Genomic DNA, 18,536 nt, shown 5'->3' with positions numbered 1-18,536 from the left:
GAAGCAAATGCTTTCATCGAGTTCGGGTCCCCGGCTGCGCGTGCGTGGTGCCATCTGAGACGGCTCAAGCGTTACGCACCATCGATCCGAGCGTGTGTGTCTAGGGGTGCGGGCCGTGGTTGCTGGATGTCACAGGCAAGGCATCCATCGATGCATTCACTGGCGTGGCGGGGATGGGCTGAAACCCTTGGTTCTGCTGCGGAGAGCAGTGCCATCGCCGTGCGGGAAGAAGCAGTGGATGGGCCGGGCTTACCATTTGGATGATGACTTGAAGGCCAAAGAGACACCCCGCGAGATTGTGCGGCATGGTTCTCACCGTCAACACCGGGGGCACCGCGAGCGCGACGATCAGGGCACCGAGGTGTTGTGACGCTCGCCCCCTTGGGACGCGTGAGGCGAACCCTGCCAAGCATATCTTTGAATGCCGGTGCGAAGGTCCGGTTTGCGAAAACCATGTTGCAGCATGCCTTCGTAGCGACTGTCACCGAGAGTCCGACTGGGCGGTCTGTGGAACGGGCGGGAGTCGTTCTGTGGCAGAGCGAGGCCCGTGACTCTTAGCTGCACAGGGCCTTAGCTCATCAGGGGAGAGAATCTCTGTCCGGTGAGTTGATTGAACTCGCGGATAAACCGCACCTGTCAGGTCATGTTCACGCCTGACGTCTCAATTCCACATTGAGGCTTTCTGGCTGGGCGCTGGGCCCAAGGGAACTCTTCAGGTTCAATTCTGAACTCGGCGACTTGCGCCGAGCCGGTAATTGAATTTCGTCGGAGCCACACCAAAGCGCGCCTTGAAGCTCTTGGAGAAATGGGCGACCGATCCGAAGCCGCAGGCCATTGCCACCTCGAGAAGGCTCATATCCGTCGTAGAAAGCAGATTGCGTCCCCGATCGAGCCGGATGCCTCGATAGTAGTCGCCAGGCGATTGACCGAGAACCGCGACGAACATTCGCTCGACATGCCGGCGCGAAAAGCCCGCGACGCGCGCCAGATCGTCGAGGGTGAGGGGGTCTTCAATGTGATCGTTCATGAGATTGACGACACGCAACAAGCCCGGATTTCGCGAACGGATCATGACCGACAAGGAGCTGCGCTGTTCCTTCTCGATGCCCATCATCACCTTGCGCAGGCACATTTCTGAGACCATCGCGGCAAAGTCGGCCCCGTGATCCTCCGCGATAAGTGAAAGCATCATATCCGTGGCGGCAGCGCCGCCGCCGCAGGTCATCACGCGCCCCGATACCTCAAAACGGTTCGCGGTGGGGCATAGCATCGGATAATCCTCGCTAAAGGCGGGTTGGTTTTCCCAGTGCAATGTGAAGGGATGATCCGCCAGCAGCCCCGCCTCGGCCAAGGCCACAGCGCCGGTGCAGATGCCGCCCACCGCGCCGCCGAAACGGGCATGGCGCTGAATCGCCGTCACGACCTTGGGGGATGCGGCCGCCGCGGCTGGGTTGCCGGCGCAGACGAACGCGCGGGTCTCTCGTTCCATAGACTCCAGAGTCCCATCGACACAGACCGAAATGCCCGAGGAACTTGTGACAGGCGTTCCCCCTTCCGACATCAGCCGCCAGCGATAGAGCGGCTGCTGAGAGAGTTGATTGGCGATGCGCAATGGCTCCACCGCCGAACTGAATGCCAGGAGGGTAAAACCCGGAACAAGGATAAACGCATAGGACCGCGTGGGGCTGGCAGCGGGCACCGGATAGTAGGCCGCACCTGCGGGGACGAGAGGTTCGCTGGGTTCCATGCCTTTACTGACCCTGTCGAGCATAATTATCCCCCCTTATCACCCCAGCGCGCGGCGCGACAGACGATCGAGCAAGATTGCTACCGCCACGATGGAAAGACCCGCGCGCAGCCCGAGCCCCATCTCCATCCGCGTTAGCCCGCGCGTCACCTCGGCGCCAAGGCCGCCAGCACCGACCAGCCCCGCCAGCACGACCATGGCAAGCGAAAGCAGGATCGTCTGGTTCAACCCTACCAGAAGCGTCTTGCGCGCGGCGGGAATTTCCAGCTTGCCGAGAACCTGCCAGAACCCCGCTCCGGACGCCTGCCCGAGTTCGATCAGCTCACGCGGCACTTCCTTGAACGCCAGCGTCGTGATGCGGAGCATGGGCGGGATGCCATAGACGACGGTCGCGATCAGCGCGGGCACCTTGCCAAGGCTGAAAATCATGACCGCCGGGATCAGGTAAACCCATGGCGGCACCGTCTGCATGATGTCCAGCACCGGGCGAAGGACGGCCTCAGCGCGCGGTTTGCGCGCGGCCCAGATGCCCATCGGGAAGGCAATCAAGACAGAAACCGTAACCGAGACACTCACGAGCGCGATGGTCTGCATCGCTTCTTTCCAAAGCCCGCTGGCGAGGCAGAGCCCGAGGCTTGCCGCAGCCAATGCGCCATATCGCACTCCGTAAACAAGTAGCGCTACCAGAACGACTGCGGCCAAGAGCAGCCAGGGTGCGGGCCAGAGCAAAAGCTGCTCGGCGGCGCCCAGAACGGTCTCGACGGCCCAGCCAATCATGGCAAAGAACGTATGTGCGTGAATGTTGAGCCATTCGATCGCCTGAGCAATCGATGCGCCCGGTGAAAACAGCGGCGTGGTGGCGGCCATCAGGGGGTCTCCTTCTGAGCTGCTTGGCTGATGCGGTCGAGAACTATGGTCAGGACGACGATCGCGATGGCCGCGTCGACCGATTTGGCAATGTCGAGCGTGCGCACCGAGGCATAGATCGTTTCGCCAAGACCGCCCGACCCAACGATGCCAGCGATCACGACCATGCCAAAAGCCATCATCAGGCTTTGGTTCACTCCGGCCATGATCGAGCGCGCAGCAAATGGCAGACGGATCTTGACGAAGGTCTGCCAGCCGCTTGCCCCTGTGGCCGTACCGAGCTCGAGGAACTCGTTAGGCGTGCGCGAGATACCAAGCGCGGTCAGCTTCACCGTCGGCGGAACCGCCACAATGAACGTGGCCAGGATTGCCGTGGCTGGCCCGTAGCCAAGAAAGGCGATAGCGGGCAGCAGGTAAAGATAGGGCGGCAAGGTCTGGATCAGGTCAAGCACCGGATCGACGAAGCCCGCAACGCGCGGGCTATAGCCTGCGACAACTCCGATGATCCCGCCGACAAGAACTGCAATCGTCGTCGCCGAGAGCACAAGCGCCAGTGTTTCGAGAGTCTCGGGCCACAGGCCCATCCCCCAGCAAAGGATAAGACCCGCAGCCGCGATCACGCCGAACCCACGCCCGACCAGGCGCCAGGCCAGCCCACCAACAGCCAGCCCGAGCACCCACCAAGGTGGAAGCTGCAAAAGCCAAAGCAGTCCGTCATAGCCACCCTCAAGAAGGCCTCGCAAAGCAGAGAATGCCGCGCTGCCATGGGTGCCGATCCACGTCATGCCGGCATCTATCCAGGCATCGAAGGCTTTGATCTGTTGTTTCCAGGCCATGTCAGGCCACCACTTCAATGGTTGCGGCGGCGTGTTCTTCGCCGCGAATGCCCTCAAGCAGCGTGCGCGCGGTCACGACGCCGATGCAGGTGCCCGCATCCTCAACTGCCACCGCCTGATCTGGCGTCGAGAGAACCAGATCGATCAGGGCCTGAACATCGGCCTCGGGCGACGTGCGCGGCAACCGGGCGAGGACATCGCCGGGCACCTCGGACACCGGCGCCATCAACGAGTGGGCCTTGACCAGATGCAGCCGTGAAATGCCCGCGACGAACTCGGCGACATAGGCATCGGCGGGGTGCAGCACGATATCTTCGGCGGTGCCCTGCTGGATCATGATCCCGTCCTTCATGATGGCGATCCGGTCTCCGATCCGCATCGCCTCGTCGAGGTCGTGCGTGATGAAGACGGCCGATTTGCCAAGCGACTTGGTAAGCTCGCGAAACTCGTCCTGAAGCTGCTTGCGAATGAGCGGATCAAGCGCCGAGAAGGGTTCGTCCATCAAGATGATCTCGGGGTCCGAGGCGATGGCGCGCGCAAGGCCAACGCGCTGCTGCATCCCGCCCGAGAGCTGGCGCGGCATGTGGTTCGCCCAGTCCGCCAGCCCAACGCGCGCAAGGGCATCGCTGGCAATCTTGTGGCGCTCGGCCTTTGCCACTCCCTGAACCTCAAGGCCAAAGGCTGCATTGTCGAGCACCGTGCGGCCTGGGATCAGTGCGACGGACTGGAACACCATCCCGATCTCATGCGCGCGCAGCGCGCGCAGATCCTTGGGGCCCATCTGCGCGATGTCGCGGCCCTTGACCTCGACCTTGCCCATGCTCGGCTCGATCAGGCGGTTGAGCAGTCGCACGAGCGTTGACTTGCCGCTGCCCGAAAGGCCCATGATGCAGAAGATCTCGCCTTTTCGGATCTGGAAGCTGGCATCCGAGACGCCCACCACGCAATTGTAGTCGCGCAGCACTTCACGCTTGCCCGCGCCGCGCTCCCGGATAGCCTTGATCGCTTCGTCGGAACGTTCACCAAAGATTTTCCAGACGTTTCGGCAATCGATCAGAACGTCGAGGGCTTCGTTTGTCATTCGGGTGCTCTCTTGCTTGGCCATTTGAAATATGTCGGCCCGGTGCGATGCCGGGCCGGCTGGTGTTTCATTCGCTCTTGATGTCTTCCCAGCGGCTAATCAGGTCGGCGTTGGCGCCCACCCAGGCGGCAACGGCTTCGTCCATCGTCTTGCCGTCATTCACCGCCGAGTTGATCGCGGTGATATTCTCAAGCGGCACATAAACGCTGGCGATCGCTTCCCGCGCAGCCGGGTTGGCCTCGGAGAAGCCCTTGGTGCCAATCCAGTAGTAGCTTTGTGCGCCGGGGAAGATGCCTTTCGGATCGGCCAGGAATTTCAGGTCGAACTTCTGCATCATCCACGAGGGTTGCCAGACGGTGACGGCGATCCATTCCTGGCGATCCGACGCCGATTTCAGCGCGGCGGTCATCGCACCGGTCGAACCCTCGACGAGTTCGAGGTCCAGGCCGTATTCGTCCACGGCAGTCGCGGCATCCCGCATCAGGCCCGATCCCGGCTCGATCCCAATAATCTTGCCGCCGAACTTGTCGGCATTGGAATTCAGGTCTTCGATGCTGGTAATATCGACATAGGAGGGCACGGCGAAGGCCTGATAAAGCCCGTGTGAAACCGGAGAGATTTTCTCCAGCGCATTCATGTTCTTCACCCAGTAGTCATGGGCGACATAGTCGGTCTGCGAGGCCATGATGTCGATGTCACCACGGGTCAGCGCCGCATAGGCGATGCCCCATTCGGAAAACTCGGTTACCTCGACCGTGTAGCCCTTGTCTTCGAGCACCTTCTTGGTGATGCCGGTGATCGGCGTCAGGTCTTCCCAGGACATGGTGCCCATCTGGATCACCTTTTCCTGAGCTTGGGCCATGCCACCAAAGGCAACAGCCACGCCCGCCGCGCAGATCGCATTCAGGAATTTCCGCATTCGTCTCTCCACTGTTGTTCATAGACAGGCGGTCGCCATAGCGCTGACATGCGCCTTCACTCGCCGCAGAGCCTGCGGCGGCGCTTCCGAGGTCTGAAAACCGCTGTCTTTTCTCCCGATCCGGAACGCTTCTCGCTGAAGGTGCGAGTCCCCGTGTCCCGGAATTTCTCAAGTATCGCTGCGCAGCCAGCAACGCGGCAAACCAGAATTTCGTCCGGTGAGGCATTAGGAAAACTGCGTCAAACCGTGCGCAAGGCCGGGTCGGGCACTATTCCGGCTGTGGCGCGCGCCCAAGCGAGTCGAGCAGGTGGGTGACAAAGCGTGACACAGCCGGGCGCCTCAGCGCGCCTTTGCGATAGTTCAGAAAGTTGCCGCGACCGACGGTGATCGTCGCGGGATGCGCAAAGACCAGTGAGCCATCCGCAAGATGGCGACCCAGCATGTGATGCCAGCCAAGCATCACGCCCTCTCCGGCGAGCGCGGCCTCCATCAAGAGGCCAACCTTGTTGGTCGTCAGGCTTGAGGGCGCCTTGGCCCATGCCGCGCCCTGCGCCCGGAACCACTCGGCCCAGCCAAGCGGCTGCCAGCCGATCGCATCCGCGCTCCAGTGGCTGTCATGCAGATGCATGAGGTTGGCGTCGTTCAGGCCTTCCGCGCTTGAAAACGGGCCGTAGGCTTTCAGGTAGTCGGGGCTGCAGACCGGTTGGGCGACCTCGGGAAAGAGGAAGTGCAGCTCTTCTCCGACCTCGCACCGCTCATTTCCGCATAGGATCGCGACATCGACCTGGGCGTAGTTGCGCAGCGTGTCATCCGCATCTGACGCCAGAACGACGAAACCGACGTCGGGGTGCTCGTCGCGGAACGACCGAATGAGCGGGGCAAGCCAGAACCGCGCCATCCCGTCCGTCGCCGAAATCGTCACGACCTGTGGTTCATCCCCGCCCGAGATCGCAGCAACGCCAGCCGTGATCGTATCGAGCCCGGCCGTCACGGAATCCTGCAGCGCCTTGCCTGCCTCGGTCAGTTCCAGTGCATTGTGCTTTCGAATAAACAGCGGCGTTTCAAGCGCGGTTTCAAGCAGACGGATCTGTTGGCTTACTGCGCCTTGGGTCACATGCAACTCGCGCGCGGCAAGCGTGAAGCTCATATGCTTGGCGGCTACTTCGAATGTGGCAAAGGACCCCAGAGAGGGCAGATGGCGACGTCTGATGATCGGCGGCATGTTCCCTCCCGTCCCGCGATCATTCGCGGCGCGATTGCCATTCCTTGAACCGAAGATACGCATTCGCCCCGATCGTGTCGAACGGATGCGGCGGCAGGCGCGCGGGTTCGGCCTCGGCAGCAAAGTAGCGAGTGATCTCGCTTTGCTGACCGCAGGCCAGTTCGGCGGCGCCGATGCCCGACAGCGTTCCGCGAACCGTGCCAAGACCATTCTGAACACATGCCGCAAACAGGCCGGGTTCGAGCTCGCGCATCACCGATGCGGCGTTGCGCGACAGGCAAAGATGACCCGACCAGGCGTATTCAAAGGGCACGGCCTTCAGCATCGGGAAGCGCGCCTCGAACTTTTCACGCATGCTCCGGACGGCGCGGGCAAGATCGGCCTCGCTGGTTGCCATCTCGGGTCGATAATAGCTGCCCTGGCGGATCACGATGCGGTTTCCGCCCTGTCCGGGGCCAATGCGGCGCACCGTGGTGCCCATGGGATCTGCCGGCGTTATGCCCCAGCTTTCCGACCCGCCAAGCGTGCGGATCTGGTCGGCTGTCAGTTCTGCCGTCATGCAGGCATTGAGCATGATATGCATCAAGCGCCCTCGGGCAAAACCGAAGCTCTCAAGATGGCCGTTATTGGCGAGGATCACCCGCTGGGCACGCAGGCTACCGCGCTCGGTCGCAAGGCGCCAACCCGAGGCGTCACTTTCGATCCGGGTCACGCCTGAACGCTCGAAAATCCGCACGCCTGCGCGTTCGAGCCCCTTGGCCAGTCCGCGCGCATAGCCCGCGGGCTGGATCAGCGCCGTACCCGGCGTATGAAGGCCGCCGTGGTAATAGTCGCTTCCGGTCAACTCGCGCATTGCGCGCGCGTCAAGCAACTCGAACGCTTCCCCAAGGCTGCGCAGATGCTCTGCATAGGCGTGGTTCGCGGCCATGCCGACGTCGGAGCCCGCTCCATTCACCTTGCCGACCCGTTGGAAGAACCCCTCCGGGATCGCAAACTCTTCGACCGTCTGCGCGGCGAAGTCGATTGCCTGCCGGTTCAATCGCGTCAGTTGCCGGTCCCGCGTTTCGCCGCCGCCCTCGTAGCCCGAGGCGGTCAGTTCATGCGGTAGGTCGATCATGAAGCCCGAGTTGCGCCCCGTGCCCCCCTCACCAAGCCGCGCCGCGTCCAGCACGACCACGTCGAGCGCCGGGTCTATCTGCTTGAGCTTGCGGGCCGCCGAGAGGCCGGCATAGCCGGCCCCGGTAATGGCGATATCGCAACCGTTTTGCCCCTCCAGCACCGGGCGCGAAGCTTCGGCGGGCAAGAGATCCGCCCATCCCGCCGGGCCTGTGAACTGCGGCTGACGTCTTGCGTCGTGTCGGCTCATCGCACCCTCCGGGTTCAGTCGACGCAGTCGTCTGCGTGGTCGGTCAGATCCAGCCAGATCGTCTTGATCTGAGTATATTGATCATGCGCATGGATCGAATTGTCCCGTCCACCAAAACCCGATTGCTTGTAGCCGCCGAAGGGCGTGGTGATGTCGCCTTCGCCAAAGCTGTTCACCGCGACGGTGCCAGCCCGCAGCGCCCGCGCACCGCGTAGTGCGCGCTTGCCATTGGCGGTGAAGATCGAGGCCGCAAGCCCGTATTCAGTGTCGTTCGCGATCGCGATGGCCTCGTCGAAGCTTGCCACCTCGATGACCGTCAGGATCGGGCCAAAAATCTCTTCGACCGCAAGTTTGGCAACGGGCGAATTCACTTCGGCGATTGTCGGTTCAACGAAACCCTCTGCGACTACCTTGCCGCCCAGATGGATCTTTTCGCCCTTCGCCTCTTCGAGGTAAGAGCAGACCTTCTTGAAATGAGCAGGCGAAACCAATGCGCCCACCCGCACCTGCGGGTCGAGCGGATCGCCCACGTCCCATTCGCGGGCATGCGCCTTGACGCGATCCAGCAACGCCGCCTTGATACCCTTCTGAACGATCAGCCGGGACGCAGCCGAGCAGTTTTCGCCCATGTTCCAGAACGCGCCATTGACGACATGCGCCGCCACGGCGTCCAGATCCTCGGCATCGTCCAGCACGATGCAGGGGTTCTTGCCGCCCAGTTCCAGCACCACTTCCTTCAGATTGCTATCGGCCGAATAATGCAGGAAGCGGCGGCCCGTCACGGTCGAGCCGGTGAAGGAGACCATGTCCACGTCGGGATGACAGCCGAGCGGCTCACCGACTTCTGCGCCCGAGCCCGGCACCACGTTGAACACGCCACGCGGCACGCCCGCCTCATGCGCAAGCTCGGCCAGCCGCAAGGCCGTCAGGGTCGTTTCCGCCGCCGGTTTGACGACGACCGAGCAACCCGCCGCAAGCGCCGGGCCGATCTTCCAGGCCAGCATCAGAAGCGGAAAGTTCCAGGGAAGCACAAGGCCCACGACACCGACCGGCTCACGCACGATCATTGCGATATGGTTGTCCGAGGCCGGCGCGACCTGATCGTAGATCTTGTCGATCAACTCGGCGTGCCACTTGATCACATGGATTGCCTCGGGCACGTCCACGGTTTCGCAGTCGTAGATGGTCTTGCCGGAATCGATGCTTTCCATCACGGCCAGTTCGCGCGCGTTGCGCGTCATCAGCTTGCACAGGCGGATCAGCACGTCCTTACGCTCGGCGGGGTGGCGCTTTGACCAGCGCCCATCCTCGAACGCCTCGCGCGCCTTCGCGACCGCGAAATCGACATCGGCAGAACCACAGGCGGCGATTTCGCACAGCACCGTGCCGGTGGCCGGGTTCTTCGAGGTGAAGGTCTTGCCAGAGGCGGCCGGACGGAAAGTCCCGTCGATAAAGGCATTGGTGGGCAGGTCCAGCACGGCGGCAATCGCCTGGTATTCCTCGCGGGTAAGCAGATCAGCCATGGTCAGTTCCCTTCCTTGATCGCCGCCACGGCCAGTTTGAGCGTGCGGATCACCTGTTCGAGTTCGCGCTTGTCGTCCTTGTTGAGACCCTTGAGCGGCGGGCGCATCGGCCCGGCATAGAGGCCCGTGGTTTCGACCCCATGCTTGACGCATTGAATGAACTTGCCGCCCTGCTCGAGCACCCGCATCAGGGGCAGCATCGCCGACATGATACGGCGCCCGGTGGCGAAATCGCCCTTCACGACGCAGGTCTCGTAAAGATAGATGTGCTCTTCGGGCAGGAAGTTCGAACCGGCGCAGATCCAGCTCCGCGCACCCCAGGCGAAGAACTCCAGCGCCTGATCATCCATGCCGCAGGACATCTGGATATGCGGATAGTCCCGGGCCAGCAGGTGCACCCTGTTGATGTCGCCCGAGCTTTCCTTGATGCCGATGACGTTGCGCGACCGTCCCACGCGATCGAGGAACTCGCGGCCCATCTCGACGCTCATGCGGCCCGGGTAATTGTAAAGAATGATCGGCATGTCCGCGGCACGGTCGATCGCAAGGGCGTTCAGCGCGTTCTCACGCTCGGTCGGCACCGAGTAGGGCGGTGTCCCGAGCAAGATCGCATCGGCGCCCATCTCGCGCGCGCCGACGGCAAGTGCGATGGAATCTGGCGTGCGCATCGCGCCCGTGCCCACGATCACCGGCACCCGACCATTGGCGCGCTCTGTGATGAACCGTGCGAGCGCAAGACGTTCTTCGACAGTCTCGGCGTAGTTCTCGCCGGTCGAGCCACCTGAAATGAGGCCGTGAACCCCCGCCTCGATCAGCGTCTCGACCAGCGCAGCGAGCGCGTCATAGTCGATCTCCCCGTCGGCGGAAAAGGGCGTGATTACCGGGGTATAAATACCCTCCAACACCAGTCTTGGCGTCATGTCGTGGTCTCCTGGCTGAACCGCGGTCTGCACCGCTTTCTCTTGACGGTGCCGCGCGCAATCTTGGTCCGTTCAGCTAACGGGAATGCCATCTCTCCCGCAAAGGAGAATGTTCATCGGCTTGGCATTAGAGAAACTATTGCCAAGGTTTCGACCGGGTTGGAGGTCGCGCTTTCGACGTTTTCGATCGCCAGGCTCTCCCAGAGCTGCACGCTCTGAAACCGGGTCTGGGCAGGTTCGGTTGTCGTTTGGCGGCGCGGCCGAGCTGGCGTCTACGCACTGCTACCATCTTTCCTCATTGAAGCGAGTGGTCGTATGCGTTTTCGAACAAAGAAACGCCCATCGCCATTCCTGAGCCATCACGGAGTCTGAAGCAGCCAAGATCGAAGCCCGAAACTGTGGTAAGCTACAGGCATGCCAGGGGAGGGGCGGAAAATGTCTCATGCAAGCGCAATATCTGATCACTGGGGAACTGGTGACGTCTATTCCCGAATACTGGGCGCGATGCAGGCAGCCGGTATCGATGCGTCTGCCGTAACGCTTGAGCAGCTCGCGCCTATGGACCATTTTCATGCCCGCGGGTTTCCGGCGACCAAGGATCTAGCTGATACCCTGCCGATCAAGCCCGGCCAGCATATCTTGGACATCGGAAGTGGATTGGGTGGGCCGGCAAGGTATATTGCCAGGCGATTTGATTGCCGTGTCGACGGGATCGACATTACGGCTCCATTCGTGGACGCGGCCAACAAGTTGAATGCGCTTGTCGGTATGCAGGATGCTGTGTCGTTCCGTGTCGGAGACGGCCAAAGCCTTCCCTACGCAAATGAAGCGTTCGACGGGGGATACACGCAGCACGTCACAATGAATGTGCCGGACCGAGATGCTTTCCTTGCTGAAGCGTTTCGTGTGCTCAAGCCGGGCGCCTTCTTTGCGCTTACCGAACATGGCTTGGGGGAAGCTGGAACGCCGCATCATCCACTGCCGTGGTCCAAGGATGGAAGCGGGGCCTACCTGATGCGTCCGGCGGACACGGTTCGGGCGCTGGAGCGCGCGGGGTTCGTTAAGATCGAAGTGACTGATACGGGTGATAAATATCTGGAAGGGTACAACCGTGCGATCGAACTGGCGGAAAGGGGGGAGACACCCGTATTCGGCAACCATGTCTTGCTGGGAAAGATGGCGCCGGAAATCATACGAAACGCGGCACTGAATATCGCCGAGGGGCGAACGCATCCTGTGCAATTCAACTGCGTGAAACCTTGAAGGCACCGGGCATTGCCAGCAACCGATCCTTGAGGCTCGGTTGGCTGTAGAGGCCATCGCCCGCCTCGAAGGGCAGGCAGCTTCGATTGCCACCGATATCCAGATATTCATGCCCGAAAGCGCTTGGCTTCGCGTTCGGACGTTCTGCACGGATTGTTATAATAATCGTTCTGGTGCGCAGTGGGGCCGCTCGCCCAAGGAACAGGGCGCCTCGGCACCCGAAGCGACTGCTGTCCTGAAGCCTTTTTCCCCTTGAACAAGTTTGTCGTATCATCTTGTTCTGGCCCGCAATCTCTGCGGGGCCAGGGCATATGAGGGGCAGAGAATATTGCTTTTTCGCTCTGTGTGTTCTTCGGTATTGGGTGAGCGAACCTGTCCTGTGATATCCTCCGGCCCAGTCGGCACTGACCTCCGAGAATCAACAAATATCAGCTATCCGGGGTTGTGCGCGGGGTGATCCTTATGCCGTCGGCGATGCGGCTGCCGGGATAGGCGACGACGCTTTGCCCCGCCTCAAGGCCCGAGAGAACCTCGGCGGCGTCGGCGTTCGACTGGCCGATCTGAACGGGCGTCAGCACCGCGCGGTCGTCCTGGATGGCGAACACGACCCAACCGCCGCCCTGCCGGAACAGCGCCGATTGCGGCACGCGCAGCGCATCCTCGGCGGACCATACAACGATGCGGATATAGGTGCGGAACCCGTCGCCTAGGCCCACTCGCTGCTCAGGCGGGGTCAGGATATCGAGCTTGAGGCGCACGCGTTGTTCTTCGATGCCAAGGGCCGAGACCTCGGTAAACGCGGCCGGGTCGATGCGACGCACACGGGCCTCAAGCACACCGGAGCCGCCCCAGCGTTCGACATGGGCGAGTGCGCCTTCGGCGACACGCACGGCGTCGGAGGAAAGCAGGTCCACCTCGATCTCCAGATCGCCCAGATCACCAATGGTCAGCAGTGTTTCACCCGCCTGCACAAGTCGGGCCGAGCGGTCCTCGATCGTCAGGATCGTGCCGCTGGTGGGGGCGGTGATCTGCACGCAGCAGGTCACGGCGGCGGCCCCGGCGCCGGGGTCGGTAGGGGCGACCAGCTGTGCCTGTGCCTTGGCGAGTGTCGCGCGGTTCAGGTCCAAGGCCGAGCGCGCCGCGTTTAGTGCGGCATCGGCGCTGCGGCGGGCCTGATCGGCGGCCTCAAGCGACCGTGGCGGGACGATCCCGCGCGCGGCCAGCTCGCTGTTGCGGGCATACTCAGTCTGGGCATAGGCGAGGTCGGCCTCGGCCCGCGCGATATTGGCCTCGGCCAGGCGGACCGAAGCCTGCGCCTCGGTCACGGCGGCCTCAGCCTGGGCGCGGGCGCGCGCGTCAAGGAAGGCGGGCTCGGCCGGGCGGATCTCGGCGACGACGGTGCCGCCGCGCTCGACCGTATCGCCCACCTCGACCGGGCTGCGGGTGGTGGTGCCGGTGATCGGCGCGGTGACCAGATAGGGGTTGCGCACCTGCGTCTTGCCCTCGGCCTCGACGGTGATCTCCAGGGGGCCGCGCGTGACCTGCGCGATGTCCACCGGCTCCGCCGAGGGGCTGAGCGCCCAGACCGTCACCGCGGCAAGCGCCGCGAGCGAGAGGCCGGTGAGGATCCATTTGGTGCGAGTCATGGCGTCTCCTTTCAGTCGCGCGCCTTGAGCGCCTGAACGATGTCGATCCGGTCGAGCCTGCGTCGAACGACCAGGGCTGCGGCAAGTGCGGTGGCCAGCACGATCAGGCAGGCATAGGCGAAGGTCTGGCGGTTGACCACCAGTGGCAGGGCGACGACATCGGTCGAGAAGCCCTGCACCACAAGGGCGGCAAAGCCGTAGCCGCCCAACCAGCCCACCGGCAGGCCGATCAGCGTCAGCAGCATCAACTCGCCCACCAGCACCCAGGCCACCTCACCCCGGCCGAAGCCCAGAACCCGCAGCGAGGCAAGCTCATGCGCGCGTTCCGACAGGCGGATGCGCGCGGCGTTATAGACCACGCCAAGCGTGATCAGCATCCCAAGCGCCGAGTAGATGACGGTCGAGATGCTCAGGTTTTCCTCGATGGTGGCGGTGAACTGGCTGCGGGTGCGCGTCCAGTCGGCGATCCCGGCGATGGCGGGGGTGGATTTCACCGCTGCGTTCAGCGCGTCCATCTGCGTTGCGTCCACTTGCAGGTTGATCTGGTTGACCTGCGGCGTCTGGCGCATCAGCCGAAACAGCGCGGGTGCCGCGATATGCGCATCCTGCCCGAGCGTCTGGCGAATGGTGGCGGCAAGCGGCACGGCCCATGTCTCGCGCGGCGGGGCCAGCGCCTCGACCGTCACCATGTCGCCGGGGCTCAGGCCCAGTTTCCCCGCCAGCCCCTCGGGCAGCACAAGGCCGTAGTCGGGCAGTTGTACCTGACGGCCCTTGTCGTCGATCAGACGCGACAGCTCCGAGTGTTCGGGGTGCGCGGTCAGCGAGGTTAGTTCTTCCCGGTTGGCGTTGCGCAGGCGGACGGGCAGCACGAAGGCCCCCTCGGCGCGGATCACGCCGGGCAGAGCGCGGGCGTCATCGAGTGCGCTTTCGTTGCGCGCCGAGGCAAGGATCAGCGTGACGTTCTGGCGGTTCGCGCGGGTGAAAATTTCGTCCACCATCAGGTCCATCGCGTCATAGGTGAAGAAGGACGCGATCAGCACCGAGACCGAGGCGGCTACCCCAAAGACGGTCACGGCGGCGCGCCCCGGCCAGCGGGTGATCGCGCGCAGGATCATCATCGTGGTCTGTTGTAACTGCGCCCAGGTGCCAAGCCCGTCGATCAGGCCGCGCCGGTAGACCGGCGGGGCAGGGGGGCTCATGGCAACAGCAGGCGGCAGGCGGACCGAGGCCCAGACCGCGCGCCCGGCCCCGCTCAGCGTGGTCAAAAGCGCCAGCACCGCCGAAAGTACGAAGGGCCAGGCAGAGGGGGCGTAGATCAGCCAGGGCAGGCGGAAGAAATCGGCATACATCCGCGTCATGGCGGCGCCCAGATACCAGCCCGCGCCCCAGCCCACGACCGTGCCGATCAGCGCGATCCCGGCGGCAAGCTTGAGGTAATGCGTCGCGATCGCGCCGGTCGTGTAGCCCACGGCTTTCAAGAGGCCGATCTGAGCGCGTTCCAGCGCGATCAGGCGGCTGAGCACCATGTTCACCAGAAACGCCGAGACCGTCAGAAAAATCGGGGGCAGGATCAGTGCCATCGCGCCCAGTTGCTCGAGTTCAGATTGCAGGAAGGCGTGGCTGATCTGGTCCGTGCGGTCATGCGCCCCGGTGCCGCCATAGGGCGCGAGCAGCCGGTCAAGCGCACTGACCACTGCGGGCGCCACCGCGTCGCGTGCCAGTTGCAGCGCCAGCGAATTGAAAGCACCGCTCATGTCGGTGGCTGCCGCCGCCGCATCCTGCCCGATCCAGAGCACGCCAAAACGCGTGTCGTCGGGCATCATCGAGCCGGGGCCGATGGTATAGATATATTCGGGCGACAGCACATGGCCGGTCACGGTGAGGCTGCGGCGCTGGCCTTCAATCACGGCCGAAAGACGGTCCCCCGGCATCAGCCCGCGAGCCTCGGCGAAAGGCGCGTAAAGCGCGACCTCGTCGGGATGCAGCGGATCGGGCAGGCGGCCCGCCCGCAGAAGCGGCGCGTTCAGCACCGGATCGCGTCCCGAAGCGGGCAGCGAGCGCACATCGGCCGAGACCGGCTCGGACACGCCGGGCAGGTCGATGACGGCGGTGGTGCGGATACCGGGCGAGAGGCGCGCGACACCGGGGATGGCGGCGATCTCGGGCAGAAGCGTCTCGGGCACGCGCGTTGCCTCGGCGAAGATCTCGGCAAAACGCTGGCGCTCGTAATAGGCCGCGCGCGAGGCCTCAAGCGAGGCGCGCGTGCCCGAGCCAAGCACCAGCACCATCACCCCGCAGGCCAGCACGCTCCCAATGGCCAGCACCTGCGCCCAAAGACGCAGAAGGTCGCGTAGCGCCTTGCGGTCGAGCGCGCTTACCATGTGATCTCCTTCGGATCGACGCGGGTGGCGTTGATCTCTTCGCGCGCGATCTGGCCGTCGGCAATATGGATGACGCGATGCGCGATGGCCTGGATGCCAGCGTTATGGGTGATCAGCGCGGTCGCGGTGCCAAGATCGCGGTTCACCTCGCACAGAGCCTCAAGCACGCTGACGCCCGTGGCACTGTCGAGCGCCCCGGTCGGCTCATCGCAGAGCAGAAGTTCGGGGCGCTTGGCGATGGCGCGGGCGATGGCTACACGCTGCTGTTCGCCGCCCGACAGTTCGGCCGGGAAGTGATCGAGCCGGTGGCCAAGACCCACGCGCTCCAGCGCCTCTTCGGGGCGCATCGGGTCTTCCGAGATCTCGGTCACCAACGCCACGTTCTCGCGCGCGGTCAGGGCGGGCATCAGGTTGTAGAACTGGAAGACGAAGCCCACGTGCTCGCGCCGAAAGCGGGTCAGCTCGCGGTCGGAGGCGCGGGTGAGTTCGAGGTCACGGAAGAACACGCGCCCCGAGGTTGGCAGGTCGAGCGCGCCGAGAATGTTGAGCAGGGTCGACTTGCCCGACCCCGATGCGCCAAGCAGCACGACCATCTCGCCCTCGGACAGTTCCATCGTGACGCCGCGCAGCGCCTGCACCTCGACCGCGCCGGTGCGGTAGATGCGAGTGATGTCTTCGGTGCGCAGGACAGGTATGCTCATGGCCGAAGGCTACCGTGCCGGGAGTGACGTTTCCATGATTTCGCGCAAGAAAAAGGCCCGGAACGTGAGCTCCGGGCCAAGGTTCTGGGGCGCTCAGCGGCCCCGGATGCGCGGGTCGAGCGCATCGCGCAACCCGTCGCCGATATAGTTGACCGACAGCACGGTCAGCGAGATCGCAACGCCGGGCAGGATCACGCGCGAGGGGTAAAGCTGCATCTGATCGACGGCATCGAACAGCAGGCGCCCCCAAGTCGGGAAATCCGGCGGGAAGCCAAGGCCCAGGAAGGACAGAGCGGATTCGGTGATGATCGCGCTGGCGATGCCAAGCGTGGCCGAGACCATGATCGGCGAGAGCACGTTGGGCAGGATATGCCTTGTTATCATCCGCCGCGACGGTGTGCCGATCGAGCGGGCGGCCAGCACAAATTCGCGCTCCTTGAGGCCCAGAACCTCGCCGCGCACGATCCGCGCTGTCTGCATCCATGAGGTCGCGCCGATGGCGGATACGATCAACAGGAAGATGCCGCCTTCGGGGCCAAAGCTTTTTGACAACGGGTCGCGGAACAGCGTCACCATCAGCAGCAGAAGCGGCAGCAGAGGCAGGGCAAGGAACAGGTCCGTCATCCGCATCAACGGCCCTTCGAGGTGTTTGAAATAGCCCGCCAGCACGCCGATCGTGGTGCCCAGAAGGATCGACAGCGCCATGGCCGTCATGCCGACCGAGATCGATACCTTTCCACCCGCCATCATCCGCGCAAGGATATCGCGGCCCAATTGGTCGGTGCCGAAGGGATGCGCCATCGAGAAGCCCTTGTTGCGCGCGCGCAGGTCCACATAGGTCGGCTCGATCGTCCAGAGCATTGGCCCGATCACGATCGCGGCCAGGATCAGCACGAAGATCGTCAGGCCGATCAGTGCGCCTTTATGCGTCTTGAACTGATCCCAGACGTCCCACCACTGGCTACGCGGCGGGCGGTAGGACAGACTCGCCCCCGAGGGTTGGGCGGCCGCAGATGCCTTGTCGGTCTCAGTCATAGCGAATTCTCGGGTCGAGGATGCCGTAGAGCAGGTCAGCAACCAGGTTGAAGAGTACGATCAGGATCGCGAAGATGAAGGTCAGCGTCATGACCATCGGCATGTCATTGGCGTGGATCGACAGGATCAGCTGCTGACCGAGGCCGTTCACCTTGAAGACCTGCTCGGTGATGATCGCGCCGCCGAAGATCGTGGGCACGCCAAGCGCGATTACGGTGACGACTGGGATCAGCGAGTTGCGCAGAACGTGGATCAGCACGACGACCTTCTCGGTCAGGCCCTTGGCGCGGGCGGTGCGCACATAATCCTGCCCGAGGTTGTCGAGCATCGAGGCCCGCATGAAGCGGCTGATCTGGGCGGCGTTGTACAGCGCAAGCACCGTTACCGGCATGACCATCTGGCGGATCTGCGCTTTGAAGCTCGCCCAGTCGGTCACTTGCAAGGTGGTGTCATAGACCGAGGGGAACCAGTGCAGCTTGACCGCGAAGACGATGATCAGAACGACGCCGGTGAAGAAGGTCGGCACCGAAAAGCCGATCATAGAGATGAACGTGCCGATATTGTCGAACCACGAATACTGCCGGTAGGCCGAGATGATGCCGATCGGGAGCGCGATCAGCACGCCCACGACATAGGCAAGGCCCACGACGATCAGGGTCTGGGGCAGGCGCTCGGCGATGATCTGCATCACCGGCTGGCGCGACTGGAACGAGATGACGCGCTGCATCCCCTCACCGTAGGAGGTGCCAAAGAGGGCGTCCCACAGATGCACGGGCTCGACCCAGAAGAACTGCTTGAGCCAAAGCAGGTAGCGCACATACCAGGCCGAATTCAGGCCGAGCGCCTCGCGCATCTTGGCCTTGACCTCGGGGGGGACCGTCAGAGGCACCTCGCCAAGCGGGTCGCCGGGGGCGGCCTCAAGCAAAAGGAAGATCACCAGAGAGATGATCAGAAGCGTCGGGATGGCTATCAAAAGCCGTCTCAGGGTGAATGTGAACATCGGCGCCTCGGGGCATGTCTCTTTGATCG

At 63.3% G+C, this 18,536-nt stretch carries 15 protein-coding genes; 1 reads left to right on the top strand and 14 read right to left on the bottom strand.

Going from position 1 to position 18,536, the window contains the following annotated elements; all coding sequences use genetic code 11:
• Positions 1-718: 718 nt before the first annotated feature.
• The 9 genes from LZA78_RS15065 to LZA78_RS15025 all read right to left on the bottom strand — a co-directional run bounded on the left by LZA78_RS15065 (position 719) and on the right by LZA78_RS15025 (position 10,481).
• Entirely contained in the window at positions 719-1,747 is a 1,029-nt protein-coding gene (locus tag LZA78_RS15065) for a GlxA family transcriptional regulator (RefSeq protein ID WP_438811087.1), read from the bottom strand.
• Positions 1,748-1,786: 39 nt separating this feature from the next.
• Positions 1,787-2,614 carry an ABC transporter permease gene (locus LZA78_RS15060; RefSeq protein ID WP_233677746.1) on the bottom strand — a complete coding sequence of 276 codons (828 nt, stop codon included), beginning with the start codon at positions 2,612-2,614 and terminating at the stop codon, positions 1,787-1,789.
• Positions 2,614-3,450: an ABC transporter permease gene (locus LZA78_RS15055; protein WP_233677745.1), complete on the bottom strand. Its 837-nt coding sequence runs from the start codon at positions 3,448-3,450 to the stop codon at positions 2,614-2,616. The genes LZA78_RS15060 and LZA78_RS15055 overlap by 1 nt, the downstream gene beginning before the upstream one ends.
• Before the next feature lies 1 nt (position 3,451).
• Positions 3,452-4,531: a quaternary amine ABC transporter ATP-binding protein gene (locus tag LZA78_RS15050; protein WP_233677744.1), complete on the bottom strand. Its 1,080-nt coding sequence runs from the start codon at positions 4,529-4,531 to the stop codon at positions 3,452-3,454.
• A gap of 67 nt (positions 4,532-4,598) precedes the next feature.
• On the bottom strand, positions 4,599-5,450 hold the full coding sequence (locus LZA78_RS15045; protein WP_233677743.1) for a glycine betaine ABC transporter substrate-binding protein: 852 nt from the start codon (positions 5,448-5,450) through the stop codon (positions 4,599-4,601).
• A gap of 268 nt (positions 5,451-5,718) precedes the next feature.
• Complete coding sequence (locus LZA78_RS15040) at positions 5,719-6,672, bottom strand: LysR substrate-binding domain-containing protein (protein WP_233677742.1); 954 nt, start codon at positions 6,670-6,672, stop codon at positions 5,719-5,721.
• Positions 6,673-6,691: 19 nt separating this feature from the next.
• Positions 6,692-8,038 (bottom strand): NAD(P)/FAD-dependent oxidoreductase, encoded by a 1,347-nt coding sequence (locus LZA78_RS15035; protein ID WP_233677741.1) that lies wholly within the window; start codon positions 8,036-8,038, stop codon positions 6,692-6,694.
• Positions 8,039-8,052: 14 nt separating this feature from the next.
• Positions 8,053-9,561, bottom strand: a complete 1,509-nt coding sequence (locus LZA78_RS15030) for an aldehyde dehydrogenase (RefSeq protein WP_233677740.1) — start codon at positions 9,559-9,561, stop codon at positions 8,053-8,055.
• A gap of 2 nt (positions 9,562-9,563) precedes the next feature.
• Positions 9,564-10,481, bottom strand: coding sequence for a dihydrodipicolinate synthase family protein (locus LZA78_RS15025; RefSeq protein WP_233677739.1), 918 nt, complete (start codon positions 10,479-10,481; stop codon positions 9,564-9,566).
• Positions 10,482-10,916: 435 nt separating this feature from the next.
• On the opposite strand from LZA78_RS15025, the gene LZA78_RS15020 reads away from it, so the two are divergent.
• Entirely contained in the window at positions 10,917-11,744 is an 828-nt protein-coding gene (locus LZA78_RS15020; protein ID WP_233677738.1) for a class I SAM-dependent methyltransferase, read from the top strand.
• 428 nt (positions 11,745-12,172) lie between these two features.
• Here the strand turns inward: LZA78_RS15020 and LZA78_RS15015 are convergent, their stop codons facing one another.
• The 5 genes from LZA78_RS15015 to LZA78_RS14995 form a co-directional block, all read right to left on the bottom strand.
• Entirely contained in the window at positions 12,173-13,390 is a 1,218-nt protein-coding gene (locus tag LZA78_RS15015) for an efflux RND transporter periplasmic adaptor subunit (RefSeq protein WP_233677737.1), read from the bottom strand.
• A gap of 11 nt (positions 13,391-13,401) precedes the next feature.
• The gene (locus LZA78_RS15010; RefSeq protein WP_233677736.1) at positions 13,402-15,771 is read right to left on the bottom strand and encodes an ABC transporter permease; all 2,370 of its coding nucleotides are present in this window, start codon (positions 15,769-15,771) and stop codon (positions 13,402-13,404) included.
• A complete protein-coding gene (locus LZA78_RS15005) occupies positions 15,765-16,472 on the bottom strand; it encodes an ABC transporter ATP-binding protein (RefSeq protein WP_233677735.1) in 708 nt (235 codons plus the stop codon). The genes LZA78_RS15010 and LZA78_RS15005 overlap by 7 nt, the downstream gene beginning before the upstream one ends.
• A gap of 93 nt (positions 16,473-16,565) precedes the next feature.
• On the bottom strand, positions 16,566-17,507 hold the full coding sequence (locus tag LZA78_RS15000; protein ID WP_233677734.1) for an ABC transporter permease: 942 nt from the start codon (positions 17,505-17,507) through the stop codon (positions 16,566-16,568).
• On the bottom strand, positions 17,500-18,507 hold the full coding sequence (locus LZA78_RS14995; RefSeq protein WP_233677733.1) for an ABC transporter permease: 1,008 nt from the start codon (positions 18,505-18,507) through the stop codon (positions 17,500-17,502). The genes LZA78_RS15000 and LZA78_RS14995 overlap by 8 nt, the downstream gene beginning before the upstream one ends.
• Positions 18,508-18,536: the final 29 nt, after the last annotated feature.

It is taken from the genome of Rhodobacter flavimaris, from assembly GCF_021378075.1.
Classification (GTDB): Bacteria; Pseudomonadota; Alphaproteobacteria; order Rhodobacterales; family Rhodobacteraceae; genus Rhodobacter; species Rhodobacter flavimaris.
The sequence above is the reverse complement of the archived record's forward strand: the minus strand, read 5'-3'. Positions and strand labels throughout refer to the sequence as shown.

Bases quoted from the DNA above. Each gene is read 5' to 3' on its own strand.
- LZA78_RS15060 (WP_233677746.1), bottom strand. From the start codon at position 2,614: ATGGCCGCCACCACGCCGCTGTTTTCACCGGGCGCATCGATTGCTCAG.
- LZA78_RS15065 (WP_438811087.1), bottom strand. From the start codon at position 1,747: ATGGAACCCAGCGAACCTCTCGTCCCCGCAGGTGCGGCCTACTATCCG.
- LZA78_RS15025 (WP_233677739.1), bottom strand. From the start codon at position 10,481: ATGACGCCAAGACTGGTGTTGGAGGGTATTTATACCCCGGTAATCACG.
- LZA78_RS15010 (WP_233677736.1), bottom strand. From the start codon at position 15,771: ATGGTAAGCGCGCTCGACCGCAAGGCGCTACGCGACCTTCTGCGTCTT.
- LZA78_RS15035 (WP_233677741.1), bottom strand. From the start codon at position 8,038: ATGAGCCGACACGACGCAAGACGTCAGCCGCAGTTCACAGGCCCGGCG.
- LZA78_RS15030 (WP_233677740.1), bottom strand. From the start codon at position 9,561: ATGGCTGATCTGCTTACCCGCGAGGAATACCAGGCGATTGCCGCCGTG.
- LZA78_RS15005 (WP_233677735.1), bottom strand. From the start codon at position 16,472: ATGAGCATACCTGTCCTGCGCACCGAAGACATCACTCGCATCTACCGC.
- LZA78_RS15045 (WP_233677743.1), bottom strand. From the start codon at position 5,450: ATGCGGAAATTCCTGAATGCGATCTGCGCGGCGGGCGTGGCTGTTGCC.
- LZA78_RS15055 (WP_233677745.1), bottom strand. From the start codon at position 3,450: ATGGCCTGGAAACAACAGATCAAAGCCTTCGATGCCTGGATAGATGCC.
- LZA78_RS15015 (WP_233677737.1), bottom strand. From the start codon at position 13,390: ATGACTCGCACCAAATGGATCCTCACCGGCCTCTCGCTCGCGGCGCTT.
- LZA78_RS15040 (WP_233677742.1), bottom strand. From the start codon at position 6,672: ATGCCGCCGATCATCAGACGTCGCCATCTGCCCTCTCTGGGGTCCTTT.
- LZA78_RS15000 (WP_233677734.1), bottom strand. From the start codon at position 17,507: ATGACTGAGACCGACAAGGCATCTGCGGCCGCCCAACCCTCGGGGGCG.
- LZA78_RS14995 (WP_233677733.1), bottom strand. From the start codon at position 18,507: ATGTTCACATTCACCCTGAGACGGCTTTTGATAGCCATCCCGACGCTT.
- LZA78_RS15020 (WP_233677738.1), top strand. From the start codon at position 10,917: ATGTCTCATGCAAGCGCAATATCTGATCACTGGGGAACTGGTGACGTC.
- LZA78_RS15050 (WP_233677744.1), bottom strand. From the start codon at position 4,531: ATGACAAACGAAGCCCTCGACGTTCTGATCGATTGCCGAAACGTCTGG.